This is a genomic window from Rhodococcus sp. WY5 (assembly GCF_018588185.1).
Taxonomy (GTDB): domain Bacteria; phylum Actinomycetota; class Actinomycetes; order Mycobacteriales; family Mycobacteriaceae; genus Rhodococcus_F; species Rhodococcus_F qingshengii.
The window spans coordinates 164,343-188,836 of record NZ_JAAMPR010000003.1; the positions used below are offsets into that span (position 1 = coordinate 164,343).

The 24,494-nt window shown below is 59.9% G+C and carries 25 protein-coding genes; 6 read left to right on the top strand and 19 right to left on the bottom strand.

Annotated elements, in window-relative coordinates; translation table 11 throughout:
- The 8 genes from G4D79_RS31410 to G4D79_RS31445 all read right to left on the bottom strand — a co-directional run bounded on the left by G4D79_RS31410 (position 1) and on the right by G4D79_RS31445 (position 6,677).
- Positions 1–315: a hypothetical protein gene (locus G4D79_RS31410; protein WP_118604123.1), complete on the bottom strand. Its 315-nt coding sequence runs from the start codon at positions 313–315 to the stop codon at positions 1–3.
- A gap of 91 nt (positions 316–406) precedes the next feature.
- Complete coding sequence (locus tag G4D79_RS31415) at positions 407–769, bottom strand: hypothetical protein (protein WP_118604120.1); 363 nt, start codon at positions 767–769, stop codon at positions 407–409.
- Between the two features lie 605 nt (positions 770–1,374).
- Positions 1,375–1,629, bottom strand: a complete 255-nt coding sequence (locus tag G4D79_RS31420) for a hypothetical protein (RefSeq protein ID WP_118604114.1) — start codon at positions 1,627–1,629, stop codon at positions 1,375–1,377.
- Between the two features lie 116 nt (positions 1,630–1,745).
- Entirely contained in the window at positions 1,746–2,645 is a 900-nt protein-coding gene (locus G4D79_RS31425) for a type II secretion system F family protein (protein ID WP_118604111.1), read from the bottom strand.
- On the bottom strand, positions 2,642–3,520 hold the full coding sequence (locus tag G4D79_RS31430) for a type II secretion system F family protein (RefSeq protein ID WP_070161042.1): 879 nt from the start codon (positions 3,518–3,520) through the stop codon (positions 2,642–2,644). The genes G4D79_RS31425 and G4D79_RS31430 overlap by 4 nt, the downstream gene beginning before the upstream one ends.
- A gap of 2 nt (positions 3,521–3,522) precedes the next feature.
- Entirely contained in the window at positions 3,523–5,172 is a 1,650-nt protein-coding gene (locus G4D79_RS31435) for an ATPase, T2SS/T4P/T4SS family (protein ID WP_118604108.1), read from the bottom strand.
- Entirely contained in the window at positions 5,169–5,873 is a 705-nt protein-coding gene (locus G4D79_RS31440; protein WP_238704744.1) for a hypothetical protein, read from the bottom strand. Before G4D79_RS31440 ends, G4D79_RS31435 begins: the two co-directional genes overlap by 4 nt.
- Before the next feature lie 99 nt (positions 5,874–5,972).
- Positions 5,973–6,677, bottom strand: coding sequence for an SAF domain-containing protein (locus tag G4D79_RS31445; protein ID WP_118604105.1), 705 nt, complete (start codon positions 6,675–6,677; stop codon positions 5,973–5,975).
- Between the two features lie 236 nt (positions 6,678–6,913).
- On the opposite strand from G4D79_RS31445, the gene G4D79_RS31450 reads away from it, so the two are divergent.
- Positions 6,914–7,360 (top strand): helix-turn-helix transcriptional regulator, encoded by a 447-nt coding sequence (locus G4D79_RS31450; RefSeq protein ID WP_070160969.1) that lies wholly within the window; start codon positions 6,914–6,916, stop codon positions 7,358–7,360.
- Positions 7,361–7,627: 267 nt separating this feature from the next.
- Positions 7,628–8,410, top strand: coding sequence for a helix-turn-helix domain-containing protein (locus G4D79_RS31455; protein WP_070160971.1), 783 nt, complete (start codon positions 7,628–7,630; stop codon positions 8,408–8,410).
- 12 nt (positions 8,411–8,422) lie between these two features.
- Here the strand turns inward: G4D79_RS31455 and G4D79_RS31460 are convergent, their stop codons facing one another.
- From G4D79_RS31460 to G4D79_RS31480, 5 genes are all read right to left on the bottom strand, one after another.
- Positions 8,423–9,226 carry an alpha/beta fold hydrolase gene (locus G4D79_RS31460; RefSeq protein WP_118604102.1) on the bottom strand — a complete coding sequence of 268 codons (804 nt, stop codon included), beginning with the start codon at positions 9,224–9,226 and terminating at the stop codon, positions 8,423–8,425.
- 187 nt (positions 9,227–9,413) lie between these two features.
- On the bottom strand, positions 9,414–9,695 hold the full coding sequence (locus tag G4D79_RS31465; RefSeq protein WP_118604099.1) for a hypothetical protein: 282 nt from the start codon (positions 9,693–9,695) through the stop codon (positions 9,414–9,416).
- 159 nt (positions 9,696–9,854) lie between these two features.
- Entirely contained in the window at positions 9,855–10,523 is a 669-nt protein-coding gene (locus tag G4D79_RS31470) for a TetR/AcrR family transcriptional regulator (RefSeq protein ID WP_238704743.1), read from the bottom strand.
- Positions 10,516–11,154: a hypothetical protein gene (locus tag G4D79_RS31475; RefSeq protein ID WP_118604096.1), complete on the bottom strand. Its 639-nt coding sequence runs from the start codon at positions 11,152–11,154 to the stop codon at positions 10,516–10,518. The genes G4D79_RS31470 and G4D79_RS31475 overlap by 8 nt, the downstream gene beginning before the upstream one ends.
- A gap of 131 nt (positions 11,155–11,285) precedes the next feature.
- Positions 11,286–12,839 carry a hypothetical protein gene (locus G4D79_RS31480; RefSeq protein ID WP_118604093.1) on the bottom strand — a complete coding sequence of 518 codons (1,554 nt, stop codon included), beginning with the start codon at positions 12,837–12,839 and terminating at the stop codon, positions 11,286–11,288.
- Between the two features lie 89 nt (positions 12,840–12,928).
- On the opposite strand from G4D79_RS31480, the gene G4D79_RS31485 reads away from it, so the two are divergent.
- A complete protein-coding gene (locus tag G4D79_RS31485) occupies positions 12,929–13,492 on the top strand; it encodes a helix-turn-helix transcriptional regulator (RefSeq protein ID WP_238704742.1) in 564 nt (187 codons plus the stop codon).
- A gap of 26 nt (positions 13,493–13,518) precedes the next feature.
- On the opposite strand, the gene G4D79_RS31490 is transcribed toward G4D79_RS31485, so the two are convergent.
- Entirely contained in the window at positions 13,519–13,884 is a 366-nt protein-coding gene (locus G4D79_RS31490) for a hypothetical protein (RefSeq protein ID WP_118604085.1), read from the bottom strand.
- Positions 13,885–14,128: 244 nt separating this feature from the next.
- On the opposite strand from G4D79_RS31490, the gene G4D79_RS31495 reads away from it, so the two are divergent.
- Together G4D79_RS31495 and G4D79_RS31500 are read left to right on the top strand one after the other, a co-directional pair.
- Entirely contained in the window at positions 14,129–14,926 is a 798-nt protein-coding gene (locus G4D79_RS31495; RefSeq protein ID WP_118604082.1) for a type IV toxin-antitoxin system AbiEi family antitoxin domain-containing protein, read from the top strand.
- Positions 14,926–15,876 (top strand): nucleotidyl transferase AbiEii/AbiGii toxin family protein, encoded by a 951-nt coding sequence (locus G4D79_RS31500; RefSeq protein ID WP_118604079.1) that lies wholly within the window; start codon positions 14,926–14,928, stop codon positions 15,874–15,876. Before G4D79_RS31495 ends, G4D79_RS31500 begins: the two co-directional genes overlap by 1 nt.
- Here the strand turns inward: G4D79_RS31500 and G4D79_RS31505 are convergent.
- The 5 genes from G4D79_RS31505 to G4D79_RS31525 all read right to left on the bottom strand — a co-directional run bounded on the left by G4D79_RS31505 (position 15,843) and on the right by G4D79_RS31525 (position 23,230).
- The gene (locus G4D79_RS31505; protein ID WP_238704741.1) at positions 15,843–18,215 is read right to left on the bottom strand and encodes a type IV secretory system conjugative DNA transfer family protein; all 2,373 of its coding nucleotides are present in this window, start codon (positions 18,213–18,215) and stop codon (positions 15,843–15,845) included. The two genes, G4D79_RS31500 and G4D79_RS31505, sit on opposite strands and share 34 nt — an antisense overlap.
- A gap of 1,964 nt (positions 18,216–20,179) precedes the next feature.
- Positions 20,180–21,022, bottom strand: a complete 843-nt coding sequence (locus G4D79_RS31510; RefSeq protein WP_070160022.1) for an NAD(P)H-binding protein — start codon at positions 21,020–21,022, stop codon at positions 20,180–20,182.
- Positions 21,019–21,627: a TetR/AcrR family transcriptional regulator gene (locus G4D79_RS31515; RefSeq protein ID WP_070160024.1), complete on the bottom strand. Its 609-nt coding sequence runs from the start codon at positions 21,625–21,627 to the stop codon at positions 21,019–21,021. Before G4D79_RS31515 ends, G4D79_RS31510 begins: the two co-directional genes overlap by 4 nt.
- Positions 21,624–22,457 (bottom strand): SAM-dependent methyltransferase, encoded by an 834-nt coding sequence (locus G4D79_RS31520; protein ID WP_083291413.1) that lies wholly within the window; start codon positions 22,455–22,457, stop codon positions 21,624–21,626. The genes G4D79_RS31515 and G4D79_RS31520 overlap by 4 nt, the downstream gene beginning before the upstream one ends.
- A gap of 17 nt (positions 22,458–22,474) precedes the next feature.
- Positions 22,475–23,230, bottom strand: a complete 756-nt coding sequence (locus G4D79_RS31525; protein ID WP_141751367.1) for a VOC family protein — start codon at positions 23,228–23,230, stop codon at positions 22,475–22,477.
- A 221-nt stretch (positions 23,231–23,451) separates the two neighbouring features.
- Here G4D79_RS31525 and G4D79_RS31530 point away from each other — a divergent pair, with 221 nt between their 5' ends.
- Entirely contained in the window at positions 23,452–24,489 is a 1,038-nt protein-coding gene (locus tag G4D79_RS31530; protein ID WP_118604076.1) for a methyltransferase, read from the top strand.
- Positions 24,490–24,494 lie beyond the last annotated feature (5 nt).

Here is a 24,494-nt window from a genome sequence, read left to right on the forward strand (position 1 = left end):
TTAGGTGGCGAGATCTCTTTGGGCTGCGATTCTGCGTTTGGTTTCCACACGGTTGCGGACGAACACGGCAGAACATGTCACTGCGGCTACAAAGGCTATGGAGAGGGGGAATGCTGCGGCAAAGGTGCCGAAACGTGCTGCACGGGACGTGTTTTCGTCGGTAATCAGGTCGGTCGCCAGGAACGGCAGGACGATTATCATGATTACCGCAGCCATGGGGGCGTAAATGAACGCCATGGAGTGGTCATCGATGATGGCTACTATCGCCAGCAAGAGAGCCATCGTGACGAGCAGTACGCCGAGTGTGGTTATCATCCGTTTTCTACCTTTCAGCGGGCCTGGTGGTCGGTGAATGCTGTTGCATTGAGAACACTTACGACAGCGAAGGCGGTCATCATGATCGACACTAAGATTCTCCTTCTTGCAATCGGTTGCGCGAGATTTCAAGTCGGAGTTGGACAGAACTCCCAATCAGGTAGAACGCCAGGATGCAGGTGCCCACGATGCCAAGCGCGATCAGAGATGTTTGCACTGAACTAGTGAAGTAGGTACAAAACCCGACTACCCAAAAAACGAGAAGCGATAGCAGGAGGAGTGTTTCGAGACCGTTATACCCGTTGAAGGTTAGGTCGAATAGGAACAGCAAGCCGACGGCGATTGCGATCACAGCAAGCAGGGCAGTTTGCCATTCATCGAAAAGGACAACACAGAGCGAAATCGTCAGCATTATTGCTAATGACCAGGCGATCACGAGTTCTGGAAGCTTCATCCTTGACCTACTTTCTTCGAAACTGTTGGCAACTGATCATCCGGTCGAGTGACTAACCAATGCGCTGATGGCGATGATCATGAATTCCTCTTCTCATTTGGCGGGTCCGTGAATTTTTCGTATGTCGCCGTTCCAAAATCGTTCGTTCGACAAGGAAGAATCACAGCGGAATGCGGGGCACTTCGGTTGGCCCTCGCCGATGTTGGATCGTTGTGTCGACGATGTAGCGGAGACCGAAAAGACCCCCCACTCCGAGTACCACACCCCCAATAACGACCAAAGATGTTCTCCACGGGAAAAAGAAGGTAGAAAACGTCACCAGAAGTGATGCCAACATTGACCACAGAATTACGTGCTCCATCGTCCAGTAACTGAAGACGAGGCAGACAACGCCGCAGAGGGCAAGTGCGCCGGCGACAATGCTCATCGCGATCAACATCTAATACCCCCTTTTCTCGTTTCTCTCGTTCTCGAAATGGCAAGGCTTGGACTTGTCGGGCATCGATAGCGCCGAGCACTGGAGAGCGAAGTTGCACTCCATGTCCTCAGCGCTATCGACAAGCCCATGGTTTTGTTCTCCAGCATCCGAACTGCGCTCGGCAGCTTCAGTCGGGGATGGAGTCCGCGCGGGACTGGATCTTCTGGACGACTACGGCGCCGGCCGCGATGGCCGCGACGGCGACGATTCCGGCCATGATGACGTACTCGAGGGTGGACGGGCCACGGTCCGAATCCTTACCGCCTGCACGCTGCAGAAGGCTTCCTGCGAGTGCAGCGACGAACATCATCGTGAGTGCGAGGTACGAGGTGATGGCAGCGCGGGTTGCGCGGCGGGTGGTGGTGATGGCCTTGGTGGTCATGGCGTGCTCCTTATTGGTGTGCTGGATGTGTAGCAGTTGTCCTGGACTGGATGAGTCCGTTCGATGAGTCCTTCTTCGTTTTGCCTGTTCAGAGGGATTTCCTTTCGTGGGTTTGATTAGCCGCTGATGACAGATACCGCCGGGATCAGGAGTAGTGCCATGAACAGGCCGGCGAGGCCGGCAAGGGGCATGGCGAGCTTCTCCGTTGCCTCGACGGCGGCGGACTGTTCAGCGGAGGTTTGTGCGGAGCGCAGGCTGGCGGCTTTGGCTCGCAGTGAGGTGTAGACGCTGGCGCCTTTGTCACCGGTCATCGTCATGATGTCTGCGAGGTCGCCGAGTTCTGCGAGTCCGAGCTGCTGCGAGACGCGAGTGAGAGCACTCCAGGGCGCTTCGCCGGAGCGGCCCGCTTCGTAGAGTTCCTCGTCGAGTCGGAGGAACACCCAACTGTCTCCGACTTGGGCGGCGATCTCGAGGGATTGCGTGGATCCGACTCCGCCTCGTCGGCATAGCGCGACGAGGTCGATGTAGGAGCTGAGAGCCTGTGCGAATTCGGCGCGGGCGGCAGCTGCGCGTCGACGGATGTCGATGTCGGGAATCATGAAGAGGAAGACGGCGGTCGCGAGTGAGAGGATCGCCGGCATCGACCATGCCAATCCCAGTCCGAACGCTGTCAGAACCAGATTCAGTATCGGAAAGATCAGCAGGCCGAAGAACGCCGCGACAAGTTTTTCGCCGAGTACGTGCGCCGGATCTTTGTGCAGCAGTGAGAGGTCCGCTGTGGGGAGGGTGAGGAATCGGCTGTCTTGTAGGTAGGGGTGTACGCGGAGGCCGAGCTTGTTGGCGAGCCCGTCGACGAGTGATGTTCCTGCGGTGTTTGCTTTTTCCGGCGCGGGTCCGGACATTCTGGACATCACGTCGGTGAGGGCGGGTTGGGCTCGCAGGAAGTACAGGGCCACGAGGTAGATGCCGATTGTGCCGACGCTGGTATAGACGATGATCGTCATGGTGATGCTCATCGCTGCGCTCCTACGAGGTCAGTGCGTTCGACGCGGTCGTTGGTTCCGATGAACCGCGGGTAGACCGGCGGCTTGGTGGCTTGTTTCATCCAGTACAGATCCGCAGCGAAGAGCGTCAGCAGGATCAGCAGGACGATCTGCATTCCGCCTGAACGGTAGGGCTCCATGAAATTCGTGAAGGCGAACGCTGCGGCAAGGACGGCGATGGTGATGATGGTGACCCATTTGGCTTGTGTTCGAGTCGATTTGCGGTCCGCTTCGATGCGGCGGCGGCGGGCGACGGTGTCGCCTACGTCTTCGGCGAGGCCTTCGAGGACGTTGGCCAGGCCGACACCACGCAGTTGCATAGCGAGAAGGAGGGCGCCGCAGATCTTGTCACCGACGCTGTCGTTGAGGTCGGATGCGAATCGTGTGACCGCTTCGGCGGGTGGGACATTGTTGCGGAGCCTGTTGATGAAGGCGGTGATCTCGTCTTTCAGCGCTTCTGGGATGGGGGTCGAGATGATGGTGTGTTCGATTCCGGAGCCGGCTCGCATGCTGCTCGACAAGTTGCGTGTCCATTCGTCCATCGAGGACAAGCGACTGATCTGGTGTTCGGCTTCCGGTCGGCTCAGGAGGTAGGGAAGACCCACGAGAAGGGCGGGGACGAGGAAGAGCGTGAAGAGCCATCCGCTCAGGTAGTAGACGGTGGCGCCTGCGCCGATTCCGACGGCCAGGAGAAGTTGGGTGGTGCCCGATAGTTTTGCTCGTTCGCCCTTTCGGCGGCGCTGGCGAGTGGGGGCTGTGGGGTCGCGGCGGTCCCTCCACCCCACGACGAGGCAGCCGACTCCTGCGCAGAGCAGCAGGACGAGGAAGACGCCGATTTGTTGGTACATGATCATGCAGCTCCTTCGTCGTCGAACAGATCGCGTTCTTCGTCAAAACTCCGAAGAGTGTCGGGAGGGAGGTCCACTTTCTTGAATCCGCCGGCGAGGAGCTTGCGTAGCATCGGCTGCGGGATGCTGCCGAATACGCCTGTGCCGTCGGAGTATCCGCGGTAGATGTTGGAAAAGCTGGGTAGCTTGTCGGTGTCGCCAGGTTCGACGTAGACGACTTCGGAGACGTATCGGACTGCGGTTGTGGTGCCTTCGCGGCTGACCCTGACCTTCGTCGCCAGCTGAACGATCACGTCGACGTGTTCGGCGAGTTGCCGCTCGATGTATTCCGCTGACGCGTTCATCGGCGGCTCTTGGGCGAGGTTGGCGAGTCGGTCGATGACACCGCGTGCGGTGTAAGCGTGGGTGGTGAAAATTCCGCCATTGGCCGTTTGGAGGGCCTTGACCAGGGCGAGGATCTCGAGGCCTGCGATTTCACCGACTACGAGGAAGTCGAGTCCCTGGCGGACGAACTCGTAGAGAATTGCGCTCAGACTGAAGCCGCCGGCAAGTTGTCCGTCTGCGCCGCGCTCACCGCCGCCCATGATCATTTCTGCATCGACGATGAAGTCTCGACGGCCTGGGAGTTCGTCGAGGAAGAGTTCTCGTTCGGTTTCGGCGACTCCGATTCGTGTCTGGATGGGGAGTGCGTTGGCCAGGGCGCGGGCGAATGTCGTTTTGCCGTAGCCCATTCCGCCGCCGACTCCGGTCGAGGCTCTTCCTCGGATGGCGCACCCGAGCATGTGTGCAAGTTCTGGGGGCATCATGCGGTGGTCGAGTGAGAGTTGTTCGAGGGTGATGTTGGTCAGGCGGTGGATGCGGATTGCGACAGAGGGCCGGATGGTGGTGTAACCGAGGACCGAAAGTCGGTGGTTGCCTTGCATGTTGAGCCGGAGGGAGGGATTGATCCTGGAGAAGGGCCTGCCGCCGTTGTCGGCTCTGGATGCGAGCAGACTCATCCATTCGAGGAGTTCGTCGCTGCTGTCGACGACGGAGTCTCTGGATTCGTAGTGTCCGTCGGGGTATTTGACGTACACGGCGTCGCCGTTGAGGTAAATATCTGTGATGTGAGGTTCTTCGACGAGGTCTTGAAGAGGTCCGAGGCGGAACTGCGCGTCGAAGATCGCCTTGATGAGGGCGTGTTCCTGGTTGAGATCGAAGGTTTCGCCTCCGGACCGGATCGTCTGTTGGACATGGTTTTTCACCAGCCGGGTGATTGTCTCTCGCCCGTATTCGCGTTCTTCGTCTGCGGTGAAGGGAGCGACGATTTTCGTGTTCTTCGGATCGTTGAGCTCTCGGTCCCGCTTGGTGCGGTGTTCGCGCAGCAGCTCGGCCGCTTCTCGCTGCAGGGTGCGGACGAGTTTTCGGTCGACTGGGATCTTCGGGGCCGCACTCCGCTGCGACTGTACGACCTCACCAGGGGCATTGGGCCGCGGCGCTGGCGGTAGGTCGTGAAGGTTGTTGGTGCGGAAGAAATCCGCGGTCTCCGCCGGCACCGGCACCACTGGTTCGGGGGCAGTCTGGGGCTGATCGGCGATTGGAAGCATCGAGGAGAAGAACGGGAGATCGGTGATGTTCTTGTGCGTAGTCTGCGCTGTCTCGTCTGTCGTCATCGTCGGTCTCCTGTCATGGCGAGGCTGGACTTCCAGTCGGCCTGGTGGGTGGCCGCGAATTTTTCGATCTTCGGCCAGGTCGTTCGGTGCAGTGCACGCAGATACAGCGACCGACGGCGGCGCCACTTGGTCAACACCTCACCGTCGGAGAACACCCGCGCGTCCTTCGAATCCGGGATGACCGCGATGACATCGAGTCCCGCGACCTTGGCTACTTCGTCTGCGTTGTACGGGGATTCGCCGATGAGGATCAGCCCGAGGCTTGCCGTGGACTGTGTAGCGGACAGTTGTTGACGCAATCCGTTGATCGACGCTCGCAGTGCTGCCAGTGCCGGGCGAGTAGTGCGGGTGACGATGGCAATAGTCGTGGCATTGACGATCATTTCCACCGGTGAGCCGTGTTGTCCGATCCGGCCGGCGTCCACGATGACGTTGGCATCGTCGACCCCGAGTCCTGCGAGGTGGATTCCGAGTGGGCTCCAGACGGCGCGCATTGCGTCGACTTGAGCGGAATGCAGAAGGCCGGGGAGAACCGAGACCGTGGTGTCGGGGAAGGTGATCACCTCGGCGGCCAGCGCTGATTTGAGGCGTCCGTGACGGTTGGCGTCGACGAGGTTGATCAACGATTTGTCGTGGTAGCGGCCTCCGAGCAGGTATCCGGCGAGCACCGGCGAGGAGCCGATGGGGTCAGCTTCAACCAAGAGCGTGTTGCTACTCGGTGAATTCAAGGCCAGAGCTAATGCTGTCGTGGAGACCCCCGGTGCCCCGGATGCTGAGATGAGTGCGAGATACATGGGGAATCACCGCACTCGGTTGTCGAGGACGATGGACACGCGCTTCGTGGCGGCGCGGGCGGCGACCCAGTTTGCTTCGGCTTCCGGGACCAGAAGGTTGAGGGTGGTTTCGCCTGCTTCCGCGATGACGGTTGTGGAGTAGACCTGCGCTTTGGTGTTGACGGGTCCTGTGACGGGCGGATCGTCGCCCTCGCGGGGTGTGTCTACGACGCGGATCATGTCTCCGGGGACAATCGCTTCCGACGGTAGGTGTGGGTATCCCACGGTGATGCCGACCATCGTCAGGCCTTCCCCGGGCACTACCTGGTCGGTGACAGCTGCGGGCATCAATACGGATCCGGCCGGCAGACGCGTGCCGGCGCTCATGCCGATGACACGGCCGCGTTCACCTGCTGAGAGCGCACCCAGGTCCGCGTCGACGTTGACGGTCTTCACCGTGAGGTCCTTCGACTCGATGACTTGACCCTGTTGGACGTCGCGGGCGAGCACGAGGACATCCGTGGTGGCGCGCATAGCACTCACAGCGGCGAGCATCCCGATCACAGCGACGACGACAAGGGCAATGCCCACGGCCAAGTAGATCGGGCGTCGACGAACACGCGCACGGGTAGTCAGATCAGGTGGGCCATCCGGGTCTGCGCCGTTATGTGCTGGTGGTTTGTCACCGGACGAGCGGATGGAATCGATCTTTTTGGTCAGTAGGGATGCCATGTGTGGTGGTCCTTCACAGTGGACGAGTGGACGAGGTGGGCAGGTCGTACAGGGACAGTAGGACGGGACCTGGACTGGCTGGCGCCAACTGCGCTGCAGAACGGTTTGCCTCGGCTTTTCGGTGGCGGTAGGTTCGCCGCAATTCTTGTCAATTCTGATGACAAATCTAAAAGCCAATCTGGATGGCATATTAGAAGGGTTGCGGCATGGTGTCTAGCGATGGACGGACCAACCCGATGAGCCGCAACGTCCTGCGCGGCTTCGACAAAAAAGCATTCGCAGTTGCCCGAAAGGCAGCTCGGATGTCCCGCGGCGATGTCGCCCGCTTGGCTGACACGACTGCCGCGACTATCCGCAATTGGGAGATCGGTGCCGTGTCTCCTCAAATAGATTTCCTGGCCAGAGCCACGAAGGCGTTGAACATCGAGATCGGCGACGTCGTCGTCACGGATCCGGAGCAACGCTTTCTCAGCGACTATCGATGCTTGGTCGGACTTACCCAACCCCAGCTCGGCAAAGTGTGCGGGCTGACGACCACCACGATCACGCGCATCGAACGCGGTGAGATCGCTCTCACCGAGAAGATCGAGATCGCTTTGGCGGAAGCGTTGGGGATTTCCAGGGAACAGGTGAATCGGGCGTACATGAAGGCCAAGCGGCGACCTCCTGGAACGCCTGCCTGAACCTCGCTGTACACGTGGCACGGCTATCCCCCTCTGGAGCAAACTCCGAGGTTCTCCCCGCCCCGGTGTTGACTCGCCTCCCTGCTGTTTCACTCTCCTGCCTGCCACGCAGCTGAGAGTCTTCTTATGAAACAGGACAGCAGGTTTGTGTGGCCGATGCGAGGGTTGCCGGTACCACTAAAGAGTGTTACCTGCGAGTATTGACTTTTCGTCGTAGCTCCGCTTTGGGTGTTATGCCGCGTTACAGATACCCGCGAAAGGTCACGTATGGACACGGTCCGACCGCCCAACCTGGGCGATTACGTTCGGGCGTTGCGCACCCGATCCACGCCGCAGCACCCGGATGGTCTGACAAGAGCCGAATTTGCGGCCAACAATTACTGGAGCGTGAGCTATATCACGCAGGTCGAACGTAACGTAGCGCCGAACCCATCGGTCAAATTCCTCGAAGATGTTTCACGAGAGCTCGGCCTCGATCCGGCCCAGAGACGACATCTGTACAACCTTGCTCGTCGCACTCAAACTGAACGGGAAACATCGACCACGCCGTGGACGCTCGATCAGTACCGATCACTCATCACACCCGAGATGCGCACGGTGATCACAGCGCTCAATCCACATTTGGTGGCCTATCTGGACGAGCGATGGAATGTCATCGAGTGCAACGCTGCCTACGATCGCGCCTTTCCAGGGCTTCTCGACGACGGCAATGTTTTGCGCTGGTTCTTCTCCACGCCGCAGTCCAAGCACGTCATGGTGGAGTGGGAAGCCGAGACGACCTTGACGGTGAACTGGTTCCGCGCGTTGATGGGACGCTATTACAACCCTGAATGGGCAATCGAAACCCTGCAAGAACTGAGCCAGTTCCCGGCCTTTCGGCGCCTGTGGGACAAAGAGGACGTCCGATTCGGCCGGCACCAGCCATTCATGCACCTGCGCGATGCCGACACCGGCGAGGAATACCGCGTTCACGTCCAAGTACACACGGAAATGCGCGGCGACTACCCCGTCCAGATGTACTTAGGGGTGCGAATCCCGGGAACGCAATAGCTGCTCGAACCGCTACAGCCAGCCGGTTTCGACCATCTTCACGAAAGCGGCGATGGTCTCGTTCACGGGCTGCGGGTGAGTCCAATTGGCCGCGTGACCTGCGCCGGGAATGGTGAGGACTGGAACTGCGAGCGGCAAATGGTCGTACAACTGTTTCGCTTTGGTCGCAGGTGCGGACATGTCGTGTTCACCGCGGACAATCAAGGCCGGCACCGCGATGGCACTCAGCCGGTCGACGACATCGTCGCGTTCGATCAAGCACTCCGCAGCCGGCCGAATCGCCCGACGATCACTCGACGTCCACTTCTCGATCCACGGCGCCCACGACTCTCGTGAGTCTCCACCGATCAATTGAGGCGCCAGAGCTTCGACAAGCGGTTCGATCGGCGCATCGCTGCACCACTGATCGAACATGGCCCTGTATCCAGCTTTTTCGTCATCGGTGCAGGCAGATGCTTCGGTATCGAGCAGCAGCAGCGCTTGGACTCTCTCCGGAGCAAGCAAAGCAGTCCGCAGCGCGGTGTAGCCGCCCTGCGACATTCCGCCGACGATTGCTGTCTCGACTCCGAGGTCGTCGAGGATCGCGAGGGAGTCGCGAGCCAAATCCCAGTACGTGAATGCGGCACCGTGATCGGTTGTTCGGCCGTGCCTGCGAGAGTCCCAGGCCACCACCCTGACCTTGCCTGCGAGTGCATCGATCTGCGGGGCGAACATCGACGAATCCATGAAGAATCCATGACCGAGCAGCAGAACGGGACCCGCTCCCCCACTGTCGGTGAAATAAATATCGGCGTCGGGCGTTCTCACGTTCGGCACGAACCTGATACTAGGGGTGACGCATTCCTTCGCCACCAGTGGCCGAGGGCGAGGACGCTGAGTGGACTGAAAGGCACACCGCCGCCTCATGCGACCGGCCGCTGCGGCGGGTCTCGATAGGGAATCCGGAAGCGAGACACGGGCTGGACCTTGAATGACCTCGTGCGCAGAGGTGCGGCGCAGCTGTTTAGAAGAGATAGGGAAGCAGGAACGACGCCACGATCAGGAAGGCTCCGAGGACGACGAGAGCCGTGAGATTGCGTCTCATACCCGCGGCTTTTTCTTCGTAGTACCACTTCTGGGCTATAGCGTCGCGGCGCTCGTATTCCTCGAGTAAGTAGGAATCGCGATCGCTTGAAGGGCCTCCGCCACCGAGAATGCGCACCAAATCGTAGCGATCGGGGCCGACGAAGCCGAGATCTTGGACTTCCCTGTCGTGGAACGATGCTGACGAGTCCGAATGTGCCATTTCAATACCTGACGCTTCCTGGTGTTCCGCAAGCGGATAGTGACCGCGGATTCGATCCTGCTCATGTGCGAACGTGGATACGGGAGTCCCCTGAGTTCCTGATGCGCGACCATAGAAATACGTTGCAGTGAAACGTCTTTCGTAGGTGCTGTAGTTGGGCTAGTCCGGGTTTTCGGGCAGTCCTTCAAACACGTCCGCTACCCGTGTTTGCAAATTCGGGGAGCTGACGTCAATTGACTGGATTTGGGCACCGCCGATGAACGTCGCGCACACCTGATCGGACAATCGGTAGCTTGCGCCGCCCGCCCGTATCTCGGCCGCCTCGATGGAGCGGACAACCAAGTCATCAATACTATTGCGCCACTTGATGTATGCGCTCTTCCCCCCAGTGACGGAGGGTTCTACAGTGAGAAGCAACCCAGCACGCAGACCGGGGTCGGCATCGATGCGGTGCGCCACCTCGCTGCAGAACCGCACCAACCGGCTGTAGGGGGAACCTCCGTCAGGCTCTCCGAGAGCCGCATACTCCTCATCCACCATGGTGGACCATCTTTCGATAACCTGTTGTGCAAGTTCCTCTTTGGAGGGGAAATGGAAATATATGGCACCTTTGGTGAGGTTCCCGTTTTCGATGATGGCGTTCATGCTTGCCGCAGCGAATCCGCAAGCATCGAATTGGCGGGCAGCAGCGTCGACGATTTTCTCGCGAGTAATCACCGACCGTTTTTGCCGTTGCCTTCCTTTGCCCGCGTTACCGGCGACGGACGCACTGGGCGAACCGAAATGATCCGGACTCACCGACTCTGATTGGACGACGGTTTCACGCATTCCCTCTCACTTTCAGCATTGCCTTCTCGCTGCATCCTGCAGAAACAACGGAGGCATTGGCAATCTGCCTATTGTCAGCGTTTGCGCGCGATTGTGCCGATCGGAGGCCCGCGTGAGCTGACTCTGTCCTCGCAACCCACTCTCCGATTGCAGTCAAAATCCAACTTCTGGACACCTCGCGGTCAACACCCGCTACCGATGTCAGTGCTTCGAATGCCAACGTGACGGCGACAGAGAAATCAGGATCCGGAGTGTCCATTGCTTCCAGCGCGATGTCGTTGGCGGCAGAAAGCGCGAGGTGCAGCGCGTCCGTTGAAATCACCACCGGGTCTTCTACCAGCGTTGCAGTCGATTGGTATGCCGATATCCACACCTGAGGGTCTAGCGAATGCTGCGCGGAGGCGCGGCACATGCGGGCAACCTGCTCCAATTCGGAGATGATCTGCTCGGTCAGGATCGGGCCGAGTCTGCCGGTCAGCCCCCACTGCGAGTCCAGGAGGTCTGCGAACCATTGCCAGCGCATCGATTCCGGGGCGTCATCGAGAGCAAGCTCGACTGACCCGGCAGCAAGACACATAACAGCGTCGCCGGGGGTCATGGTGTTGAGCGCGGAGGCGAATGTCGTGTTCATGAGCAGGTCCCGTCTGGGCTCTCAGGTCGGGACCGGAGATGCCTGTATATGTAAGAATCGTAAAATATCTTCGTAATGCACTGTCCTGGCATGCTTTTCAGTCTTCAACGGAAATCTCGTCGAGAGTTGCTTCAGCCGCTATCAGCGATGTCGATCGGGCGCACGTATCCCTGCGGTTGTTTCCCTTCGTTCGCCTTTCGCTGCGGCAGACCGCTGTCGTGGCTGTAAACGAATGCACTGGTGCGAGCCCCTGAAAAGAATCGACCGCGCCGACGCGATGCATGTGCGGGTGACAGCGGCTGCGACGGTCGGCACTGCATGGCATCGTTGAAGTGTTGATCGGGTCCGAGCAATCGACCAGTCAAGTTGGGATGCAACCTGTCTCGTCTGGGTTGATGGCGAATGATTCGACCACCAGGGCCTACTCCGGGGCTGCGCTTACTCAGAGTGCGCGGCAGATGGCACGCGGCGCGGTTCGGTGTCGCACCATCCTCATGCCCTGACAGAGAATCTGGCAACGGAACTCGGCCGTTCCTCACGTCGTGCACGGCCGCCGCGCGAGCGTTCGATGTCGCCTCTTCCGGCGATTCTTCGTCGAGCAAGATCGGCTCCAGCTCCCGGCCCGAGTTAGCCTCGACAGGAGGCAGTTCGTCAGATTCTTCGCGCAGAGCGAGTACTTCAGCGGCCGTTTCCTGCGGGTTGCTCACTTCTGGCGATGAATCGCTGTCGGCAGCTGCATCGCGCGCCAGTGCGCGCCGGTAGCGGCTCAATTCGGTGACTGCCGAGTCATATTTGATGGAAAGCGTTGCCGCGAGCTCAGCAGGAGACCATCCCTTCTCGAACGCAATGCGCACGATCTCGCGTCGCTCGCAGAAGCGCAGTGGCATCTGTTCTCCACCAAGCCGGCGAATCACGACTGCCTCGTCAACGGGAACAGCTCCCGCTCCCTGGCGTGGTTGAACTCGTTCCTGACTCCGCGCCTTGGGGTTGTCGATTTCATCGTCGTCCCACCCGAGTGGCGGTACGACGCCGGCTGCACGGGATTGTTCACGAATTTCTGCATCCGGGCCCGGGCGCATGGACAGCTCGTCGTAGATGCTGTCGATCGCCTTCCATAGGCCACTGGGGATGAGGCTCTTGGTGGGCATACCGGTGACGACGTTGATGTCGACGCCGAGACGCGCTGCCAAGAGATCGTCTCCATAGCCCATTGCATTGAGTGCGCGCAGGCGCCGGTGCGCTCCTACTGCGGGGGTGAGATCGCGGCCGCGGCTGGGGTGAAAGGTGATGGAAAGGACTGCGTCGACGACACGTTGGGGTGCTGACGTCGTGGAAGTCTTGCGCAACGCCCGGATGGTTGCGACGGGCAGTGTTGCGAGTTGAGCGATCAGCTCGGTTGTCATTCCCGCGCACATCAGAGCGTTGACGTGGTAGCGAACGTTTGCGAGGTCGACTGATGTATCGACGTGACGGGCAGGTGTCCAAGCCTGCCCGTCACGTCCCCCTGAACCCGATTGTCGCGATGTCTGGAACCACCCGTCGTCGCGACTGGGTGTAGTAGACCGGGCGGGGATTCCGGCTGTTTTCAGTCTAGCTACCGACGCTTGGCGTGCCGAGGAGCGGCAGCCGCGGCGGCTGCTGGAAGTTTCGGACGAGCGTTGCGGTGCTGCGGTGCTGGTGGTCATCGGAAGCTCTTTTCCGTTAGCGGCTGGTCAGGCCGCATGTACGTGTGAACAGTTCGTACTCGAGCGCACCGGGTGGTCGAGAACAGCGAATGTCTGCTGGTCGAGGTCCTTCTGGTGTTTATCACTGGAATCTAAACCCGGTATGCAACGATGGTATCTACATCTTCAATAGGATGTCCAGCGATGAACGGACAATCCAGGTGAGACTGCCTTTGAACGGCTTCCAGCCGAAGGCCCTCGAGAAAGCTCGTACTGCGGCCAAAATCAGCCGTGGTGCCCTCTCCCGCGCAATCGGCGTGGACCCGACCACCGTTCACAATTGGGAAACCGAACGATCGCAACCGTCGCCTGACCATCTGGCGCGTGCCGCTGAGCAACTCGGCATTCCTCTCGATCAACTGATCGTCGTCCCAGAAAAGAACAGAACGATCGCTGACCTGCGCAATCTCGCCGGGCTGACCCAGAAGGACATCGCCGGCCGCACCGGCCTGAGCACCACAACAATCGGCAGGATCGAGCGCGGCGAAGGGACTCTCGCCGATCGCCACGCCACCGCGCTGGGCGAGGCCCTGCATGTGGAGATTCAGACGATTCGTGCCGCGTTCCTCCGAGCTCGAACCAGACCTCTTCGACCTCTTCCCAAGGCTCGTTAGCGCGGACTCCGCACCTAGGATTTTCTTCACGCCTGATCACCCACTCGCAGCCGCTGCTGCCGTCGACGATCAACTGCCTGGCGTAGTCCGCTGATCGCCAGAGCGACCGCTACCGCAAGGACTGCGACGACGACGATGAGCCGGCGGACATCGAGGCCAGCACCTTCCGCGCCCGGAAGGGCCAGCAAGGGCGATTCCGCGGCGCCGATGATCATGTTGTGTTCGAGAAGCCAGGCTGTGACCCTGGCCGACATGGAAGGAAGGGCTCCGACGACGACACCGAAGATCAGTGGGGCTGCCATCAGCAGGGACATCTGATCCGCGTCAGAGAGACCTGCCGAGTTCGCCGTACTCGGGGTGGTCCGCTGGGGTTCTGACTGACTGTCGAACATGACCGATCTCCTCGTGTCGCCGGAATTGGGCTTCTACGAGTAGGAAGATCCGGTGGGGGCGTCCTGTGTGACACGCGTGGGCAAACTAATTTCGGAACCTGGGCGCGTCGCACGTGACGGACGTGGGACATCGATACGTCCTGCCGCGCTTTTTGGTTCGACTATCGGCCACACGTGCAGCAAATGTCACCAAAACTCAATAACAGGACGTCAAAAATTACACCTTGAGTGGTATTATTGATGCATGAAAGGTGATGATCGGATCCTGGCGCTGGCAGACCACGCCCAAGAACAGTGGGGCATGTTCACCTCAGCCCAAGCCGCCGAGTCCGGCGTAAGTGCGCAACACCTCAAACGGTTGGCGGACCGATTCATCCTCACCCGCATCAGGCATGGCGTGTACCGGCTGACAGGGACGCCGATTCACCCCACCGATCACGTACGCGCCCAATGGCTTGCACTCGACCCGACACGCTCGGCAGCAGAGCGCATCAACAGTGCCGATCCCCGCGGGGTCGCCTCTCATCGAACGGCCGCCGACTTGAGAGAACTCGGTGACATCGATGCCGACATTGCAGAATTCACCGTCCCGCGGCGGCGCAATACACGTAGCGACGGAGTCCGTTTCCACGTCGCCGCGCTGGACCCTACGGACTGGTCCCTCCTCGACGGCCTGCCGGTCACGACGACAGCAAGGACGATCGTTGACCTCGCTCGCTCTCGCACAGACGGTGGACACCTCGCGGGAGTGGTGTGGGATGCACTGCGCACCGACCAGATCTCGCGAGAACAACTGGAGTCCGAACTGCGCCCATTCGCGCACCTCTACGGCGCTCCCCTCGGCGACGGAGCAGGGTTCGTCGCCGCACTCATCGACGACGTTGTCGCCTCGGACCTGATGTCCACGCCAACCGATACGAGGGCCTCTCGCCACAAAGAGGCCGGCGCCACGGACGAGGCCAGGAAAGGCGTCCTGAACATCCTGCGTGATCCTGCTCTGCCTGCCGCGCTCCGCGCCTTGCGCAAGCAAGGAATTGTATAGTGGCACAACATTATCCGTCCGCGGCAGCGTTCCACCGGGCACTGCTGGCCCGCCTGGGAAGCCAGGCCGAAACATGCGGTCGCACGACTGAGGAACTTCAACGCGAATACTTCACCCAGCGGTTCTTGGCGAGGGTGTTCGCATCACCTGATTCGAGGTGGATCCTCACCGGAGGTGGTGGGATGCTCGTTCGCATCCCTGGGGCCCGTTACAGCCAAGACATCGATCTACTTCATCCCGGAACAGACATCATCGGCGCCGTCGACGAACTACGTGCTCTCAGCGTCCGCCCAGACCTGGACCGATTCACTTTCAAGATCGAGGCGAAAGGGTCACTGACCGGAGTCAGTCGGGGGGCTCAATTGAAAGCAACCGTTTATCTCGGCTCTGCTCGCGTGGGAAACTTTCCGATCGACATTGCGATCGAACGCACCTTGGTCGGGCCGGTGGAGCGACTGCAGCCGCGCCCCGCCGTCGAAATCGCAGACGTCTCGACGCTGCCGACCTTCACTGTCGTACCTGTCGCCGATCAGATCGCTGACAAACTGTGCGCGATGTACGAATTTCACGGCCCTCAGAAGGCCACTCCTTCAACGCGTTTCCGCGATCTCGTTGATCTGCTACTCATCATCACCTCATGCACGTTCGACGCCGCAGACACCGTGAACGCACTACGAGCCCAACAGGCCCGTCGTGTGCTCACGCTCCCCCACACGCTTGCATCCCCCGGCCCGAGCTGGGCCGGGGGTTATCGAGCACTCGCGTCGACGACGTCGTTGAATTCGGAGCTTCATACCCTCGACGACGCACTCGCCGAGCTCAGCCGTGCACTGTCTCCATTGCTGTCGGGGCGGAGATCCACAGGGACATGGGACCCCGCCGCACGGCAGTGGATGCCGGCCGAGCTCGACAGAGATCACACCGGCGCAGGTTCGAGTTCAGGTACGTGAACAGGTCTGCGAATTGAGACGTAGGAACTGTCCGGAATCGCGAGATCGCCCATCTCGTCGGTGTCACTGCGCCAGGTCAACGAGAGCAACGAGTCTTCGAAGATGTCGGGTTCGGGTTCGGTGTCGACAACGACCCATTCGTCGGTGTCCTCCATCAACAACAGATCTCCCAGTTCCACGTCAGAGGCGCGAACATCCTGGACAGGACCGTATCGGCCCTCTTCCTGTTCGTCTCCTCCGACGAACGCATAGTCCGGTTCCTCGCCTAGAGCAGTGTGGGCGACCGCCTCCCTAACGACAGTGAGTTTCGTTCGGGCCTGTTCGGCGTTCGTCTGTTCCGTTCGGGTTGCAGCACCGGACAATTTGTCGAGGAACACCCCCGCATCTGCGGCATCGGTTGTCGCGAACGCCGGCCGGCGGTAGGTGTCGAGGTCGACGAAGTCCGCCATCGCTTGTCGCTTCTTCGGAGTTTCGGACGCCCCCAACAGACCCAACAATGCGGTCGGCGATGCGAGCCGGGGATCGGTGTCGCCATTCATCCGCGCTCGTGTGAGTACCGGGTCGAGGTCAGGCCTGTCACTGGCAAGAACCCAGTCAGCGTCGACGTAGTCGAAATAGGTCAGGGGCGCGGGTTCTGACGTTTCATCGGAAGCGTCGATGTCTGCCAGAGATTCCGGAGGAACGATGAGCAACCGCGGGTGTCTGGTCACCGCTGGCCGAAGTCTGTCGAGAAGTTCAGCGTCGGGAGTGCCGTCTCGGGTCTTCCGCGGGTCCGGCACGCGGTAGCACTGGATTTCGAGCGCCTGATAGGTGTCCGTGACAGTGGTGCCGCGTCCTCGGCACTTGCGCGGAACGCTCGTGCCGATCACCGGCGACTGCCACATCATGACGGCAGCTTGAGGTGAGAGCCGCCCCATGGAGATGCGCATCGCGAAGTTGTCACGCATATCGCCCTTGAAATAGATCGCATCGGGGCGCTGTGTGCCGAAGACCAGATGCACTCGCGACGAGCGAGCCTTGCGCGCCATCGACGCCAGCATGTTGAGTACCGGTGGTTCCCTCGGTCCACCTTTTGGTTTGACCGAGAAATACCAGTCCTCGACATTGCCGCGAAATTCCGCCCACTCGTCGAGGAACACCAGGACCGGTTCGAAGTCCGTTTCCGTTGCCTCGCCCTTGCGGATCTTGTCGTAGCGGAACTCCATCAAGTCGCGTGCACGGTGCACCATCGCAACTTGCTGTTCGATGGACGTGGCGACTACTTGAACATTGGGCCAGTCCTGATAGCCGAGGAATTCGACGTATTTTCCATCGAGCACCCAGATCGGCCAGCCGCGGCGAGAGAAGTTGACCAACAGGTTGTGTGCCGTCACTGTCTTGCCGCTACCGGGAGGTCCGATCAACATCAGATTCGGATCGATCGCGGGGCGCCACACCACTTCGTTGCCATCTTCGTCGACACCGTATGGGATCTCGACCGAGTCGTAGCTGGCCAACAAATCCACTTCCGGGTCGATGTCCGGCGCAGGCAACCACACGCTGTCGGGAAACTCGGTGCGTTGCTCGAACGTGACCTCGTCTGTGTGGTGGTTCCACTTTGCGCGCCAGCGTCCGGGGAACATCGCATTGATCGCGCGTTCGACCCGAATTCGATAGCCGTCCGAGACGAGCTTCGATCCGATTTCGTGCCGCACCTTCATGGAGGTGACTTCTCCGGTCTTGGTATCGACATCGATCGCGGTGACCGTTGCGGTCGGTCCGAGCAGTTGCCCGACATAGCGTTTTGCACGCGCCACCGCTTCACTGTCGGAGGGCTCTCGTTCCGGTTCCGCTGCGGGTGTGAAGATCAATCGCCGACGGTTGCGGTCGTGTTCTGCGAGGGCGAAGAATCCCCACCCTTGGTCTTCGAAAACCTCGCAGATGTCGTCGACCCATGTGTCGTCGTTGAGCGGTTGCGCCGACTGGTAATAGACGGTGAGTTTTCCGGGCACGCCCGGTGTCCCTCCGCTCCACTTCGTCACTGACAACACCGCCCGCGTCGCTTCGGGGAGTCCCATGACGGGGCAGAGTCGTTCGACAACTTCGTCGACGTCGACATCTCGGAGTTGTTTTCTCTTCCCCACAACTCCGGTGTAGACCGCGCCTATCGACAGACCTGCGGCCGCCGGAATGGACAAGGCGGCATACCCGAACAGCGGGGCTGCGGCGCCGACACCCACTGCTGCGCTTCCGAGGCAGAAGCTGTCGCGAACCCAGTTATGCGACCGTGCCGGCAGTGAACTAATGCGTGGGGAACGAGCGAATCGGGCGGGAGCCTTTTCCTGCGCGGGACTCGTCATCGCCGACCCCCGATCACCTGGCGGCGATCGATTCCGGTCTGCATCTGCATGGCGCTCCTCCTGTGGTCGGTCAACCGCGCGCTCGCGCAGCTGCCTCGGATGGTCCTTCTACTCATAGGAAGATCCCGCCGACCGGACCTGAGTGACATCGCGGCAAAAAATATCTTCAGAGAAAAATGTCTCTGGACTTTCACTCCTGCCTGACCTCTACCGGCGCATCGGCTAGTGCCTTGTATCCGATGCATCACCGAGTGACAGGTTCATGGGAGGCATCCCATCGCCCTCCCACTGCAACTTCCCTTCGCGGAGCCCGCACAACAACTGACGCTCATTCCAATCGTGTTCAGACTGATTGAATCTGATGTTTCCTCGCGGAATTGACCTGGGAGGAATCACTTTGGTTGAGCCAGCGGGATTCAGCGCGGCTCAAAGTACCTGAGGCGCGTGGAAGCGTCATGGTGGTTGTCGACATGCATCGAGAATCGACCGAGCATGCCCTTTGTTCGCTGACAAGATCACCCTCGATATACCTCGACACCGGAATGATCCAAGTGATTTAACCGAGAGATTTGGCAGATATGACCTGCAAAAATGACATCAGGTTTACATCCCGACAACGGGCTCATCGAGATGTCGACCAACCGACGGATCCCAGAAGTCCCTTCTCCCGTGTCCGTAAAAGCCGCTCGAACCTATGAGGAATCGAAAAGAATTGCACCACAGACACACTGCTCGATGCGCACCGAATATCTACGAAATGAAACAGCTCAATCGCACGGGACCAGTTGCTTCCGGAATGCCGATCAAGTTGTTCACGAGCGGGGGGGCATGCTCAAACTTTGGTTGTCAACGTCGGTGAGCAGATTTGCTCGGAGTTAAGACTCGGAGGTTCACACCGGCGGCACCCAAGAAACGAGACTATTCCGAATTTCGCAAAATCGGCGCACCGATCTCACCGACCGCATCGAAGAACTGACTACGTTTGCGTGACAATCTTCTCCAATTGCATCGGCTGCTGACGTCTGTCGCTGACCTCGTGCCCCTGCTCGAAGTTAGACCGAGGTGCCGAGGCTCCAAAATTTCGCAGCATCTAAGCCGCCGTTGGTTCGTATAGCTCGGTGCCAAGTAACGTCCTTCAGGCACCGAGCTATACGCGGGCCATCGCGTCCTTGGCTCTCGACGATCACGCTCACCTCGTCGAGAGCCGCATGAACGAGTTCCCAATGCACATCAGATCGCAGAGCGGAGGAACGTGTTTGCGCCGTATCGAGATGTTCCGGGCGAGCTAACGAACCCGTCTCGTCAATGTTGTGATACACGGAGGGATAGAAGCTGTAGAGATCGGCGATGCACACTAGGCCAGCGAGCGAACCGCTACGTGAGCTATCTGGAGCGGATAGCTCGCAGGTAGGCATCGCCTCGTGGTGAAATTTCGTAACCAATATTCAGGCTGCGCGTCAGACCAAGGTTCTTCAATTTGCGGACGTCGAGTTTCAGCGAGTCCTTGTCTCGGCCGAGTAGCTCCGCCAGTTCAGCTGCTCGACAACCGTGGTTGTCTGCGACTGCTGTGAGCACCGCGGTGGTCCAAGGTCCTCGCCGACTTGCCCGATCTAATCGCGCCAACGATGCCTCGATTTCACCAATTTCCTGTTTGGACAGTTCGGCACGATCGCTCAATTCAATGCGCTCATCAGGGCCGATGTAGCGAACTCCAATCCGGAAGACCGGGTCTCGTTCGGCACCGCGAAGAGTCGCGGAAAGTGTGGCTAGATTCTGTTCTCCGGCTGCGCGAACGTCTTCGTCCGAGATTTCCCGTATGTCGACCCGATTTACGCACTCGATCTCGACGATCCCGGCGGTGGTGTGAAGCGTGCTGCCTACGCGTACTCTCGGCACGGCCCAGCGTCGGAACACGTGGGTGATCTCTCCGGCTGCGATGCCACGAGCGACCCGATCAGTGAACATCATTGCGACAGGCTGGCCGTGGACACTACGAAATCCGCGAATGTGCTTGCCGCTCTTCCTAATACGTCGGCGACATCGGTTGTCGTCGGCGCTGCGTGTCCGTCCGCGATTGTCGAGAACAGACCAAGTAACGTGTCGATGTACTCGGCATCCCAGCCGAGTTCCAGCGCGAAACGCTCGAACTCCGAGACCGTCACTGCCTCATAGTTTTCCACGCCAATTCCGGTTCCGGCAGTCAACGCGGTCAATTCACGGAACGTGAGCGAATCTGGCCCGGTCAACGCATACTCCTTGCCCACGTGACCTTCTGCGAGGAGCGCCTCGGCCACCACTGCCGCGATGTCTCGGGTGTCGACGAAGCTCACGGCGGCCTCAGCCACTGGAATCCGAAGCGTTCCGGCCGCGGCAGCGGCGATATCTCGCAACGGCCCCTCAGTAACATTCTGGTGGAACCAATTCGGGCGCACGATCGTCCAGTCGATCGATGATTCCTGCACCCGCAACTCCAGCCGGCGCTGATCAACCGTCTCCGGCGCATACTCCATCCCCAGTGCGGTCATGACGACGACTCGCTCAACATTCGATCGCTCGAGTACATCCAGGAATGTGATGGCGCCGTCGCCCAAACCGCGGACAGAGCGATGGCCGTCGTCGCCGCCGGGAAGAACAAGGAATACTTTGTCGACACCGACGAGTGCCTGCTCCCAACCGTGCGGATTCTGCCAATCGAACGGAGGGGAGGAACTGCGGCCGGCCGCCCGTGCCCCCACAGCACGGTGGCCGAGCTCGGCGAGTACTTGCGAACCCACTTTGCCTGTCGCGCCGGTTACCAGAACTGTCACGTCTGTACCCCTAACGTCGTTGCGAGCTGATCGAGCAGAACAGCCCGAAAGCCTTCGAACTGCGGGTACGGCTGTTGCAGCACCCGCGGAAAACAGAGTCCATCGAGGGCGGCGACCACCAGGTCAACGACCGATCCAATGTCATGTTTTGGATGGAACACTCCGGTGTCGACGCCGAGTTGCAACGTCGTTTCGAACGGTTCTCGATAGCGTGCTTGGAGTCCGATGCTGTCGGCCCGCAACTCGTCGTCATGAGCTGCAGCGGTCCAGAACTCCATCAGCATGCGCCACACCGGAGTCGGGGTGTCGATGCCACGATCAACCAACAGCACCACTTGCTGCCACAGGTCCTCGATGCCTTCACTGACTCGACGCATCTCGGTGACCTCGCCTTCGGTCGCCGCCTGTAGGGCCTCGACCAGCATGTCTTCCCGCGATCCGAAGTACCCCTGCAACGTACTGATAGCGACCCCGCTTGCATCCGAAACATCTCGGAAACGGGTATTGTAGTAACCCCGCTCGGCGAGGACCTCGATTACGTTCTTGAGAACAGCTTGCCTGCGTTCGCCGCCTGCACGTCGCCGCCGGGTGTGAGCAAAAGTCATCGACGAACCCTACCCCCAGGTCCGCCCGTTGCCTCTGACGCGGTGCCCGCCTTGACTCCGACACCAGCAAGGCCGAAGACCTTTCCGACATACTCTCCATCCAACTCATTACCGGGCCTGCACCATTCCGGTATGCGTGTCATCCCGGGTTCGACCAGTTTGAAGCCCTCGAACATGGCGTAGACATCCTCATCGCTGCGATATCGAATGGGATTATCGGTCTTGGAATAGATTGCGGTCACATCACCGGACTGTGCCTGTAAACCTTCGGCTGTGGCGTGGGAAAGCGCAAGGTGGCTACCCTCGGCCAGTCGATCTCGATAGCGCGCTACCACACCCCATGGATCAGCAGCGTCCGGAACGAACTGCAACACCGAGAACAGCAGTACTGCCACTGGTTGAGAAAGATCCAGAAGGCCTTTGGCCTCCGGACTGTCCAGGACGGCGTCGGTATCGCAGATGTCCGCGTGCAGAAATGCGCACCTCGGGTCGCTGCCGAGTATTTCTCTACCGTAGACGGCCGCAGCTTCCTCACTGTCGACGTAAAGAACCCGATAGTCCGACGTCACTGAAGCAACTACCTCATGCACCGGACCTTCGGTCGGAATTCCCGCGCCGAGGTCCAGGAATTGGTTCACTCCTTGCTCTGCGCAAAAGCGAACTGCTCGCCGCAAGAACTGCCGATTGGCTCGCATGATCATCGGCGTTATCGGCAGCAGTGCGATGACTTCTTCTGCACGCTGACGGTCCACTGCGAAGTTATGGGTACCACCGAGGTAATAGTCGTACATACGGGCAGCGCTGGCGTGAACGGGTTCATCTGTATTCATCGGAGAGGCCGACCGCATCAACGAGTAGAACGGGACAGGTCGACAAGGGAGAATCGCGCGCCGAAAGGATCTCGCAAAGTCCCGACGCGTCCCGCTGGGATATCCGCGGGGCCGAACAGAATCTGCGCGCCGAGCTCGGCCGCTCGGGCAACGACCTTGTCAGTGCCAACCGAAGGATTGACACCGAAATATGGTGTCCAAGAGGCATCTTCTCCGTCGGAAGACTTCAACCGACCGACCGAGGTGTCGCCGTCGAGAGTCCAAATCGTGTAGTCGAAAGCCCCTTCACCGATCTGACGGGTCTCGAAGCCGAACACCGATGAATAGAACTCGTCCACTGAGGCTTCGGGCGTGACCAATTCCGACCAAACCAGCGCGTTGTCACGGCCCTGGATGAAGTCCCACCCTGCACCTGCCTCCCAGAGCCCAAAGGCTCCGAACGCCGTGTCGAGAGCAATCGCGACTTTGCCGGCACCACCGGCGTCATTAGGACCAAAAACCACGCGCCCAGCCAGGTCAGAAATCTTTGCGGCGACGGCTTCCACATCATCGACTCCGAAGTAGACATCCCACTTGGCAGATTCCTGCTCGTTCAAAGGACGTATACCTGCGACGATCGAACCGTCCACGCGTGCGTAACGGTAGCCGTTGGGCCACAGCTCAGGGTCGAACTCCCAGCCGAACAGTTCACCGTAGAACTCGCTTGCACCGTTCGGATCGGAAACTGCGACGTCCACCAAGGCCACTCCAGGCCGACCATCTTTCACGTTCACCGATTGCACTCCTTACTTCTTGTGATTCGAGTCGACACGTCCGGCAGATCCCCACGGCCCGCGGTCTCGGACATGACGCGGCGTGCCCCTAAGCGAATTCCGCTGGAGTTTCTGCCCTTCAAAAGCGGTATGACAGTACCGTATTATGGTACCGACTTACGATACCGTATATATTCGTGAAAAACTAGTCACTACCGCATCGATTCAGGATCGAGACGCTCATGAACTCCGCTTCCCACTCTGCTGGCCAGCCAGGATCCTCCTCGGTATCCGATCCCGCACAACATGTCCGAGAGCTGGTGACCGGCTACCGGCGCGCCAAGGTGACGGTCCTTGCCGCTGACCTCGGCATCGCTGATGCACTCGCCGATGGCCCCCTTCAGGCCGATGAACTCGCCGTACGATGCCGAACCCATCCATCGGCAACCGGTCGACTACTCGAGTCATTGCTCGAGGTCGGTCTGGTCACTCGAACGGGTGGCTACTACTCGCTCACCCCCGCGGGCGAGCTGTTGCGGCGCGACGCACCCGGCTCACTTGCTCGATGGGCAACGACCTCGGCGGGAACGCAGTATGCGGCGTGGCAAGAATCCGCGCACGCGATCCGGACCGGGCGACCTGCCTTTGACGCAGTATTCAAGACTTCCTTCTGGCAGCATCTTGCCAGCAATCCTGATGCGGCCGCGGATTTCGACGCAGCGATGGCGGACTCGGTCACTGAGTCATGCGAGCTCATCACCGGCGACCCGGCATTGCATGGGGCGACGATGGTCGCCGACGTCGGTGGAGGCAACGGCAAGCTCGCGTCGACCCTGCTCGCCGCTCATCCTGATCTGAGTGTTCTCGTAGTCGACCTACCGGGAGTCGTCGAGCGGGCCGCCAATGCACTGACGCATTTTGGGAAACGTGCCAGCGTCGAAGGCGCCGACTTCTTGACGCGAGTTCCCTCTGGTGGCGATATCTATGTTCTGTGCCGGGTGCTGTCGGACTGGGATGACGCTCATGCCGCGATCCTGCTAGCCAATTGCAGAGCAGCGATGCGGGAGGGAAGCGCGTTATTGATTGTCGGTGGTCTACGCCGACCTGGACAACCCGCAGCGCGTGGTCTGTTGGACCTTCATCTGCTGATGATCATCGGCGGACGTGAGCGAACCGAGGCGGAAACCGCCGACCTGCTGACATCGGCAGGATTCCGCCTCGATCGTGTAGAGCATTCGCTAAGCGAACGCACAAGTCTCATTGCGGCAACTGCGGTGTGAAATCT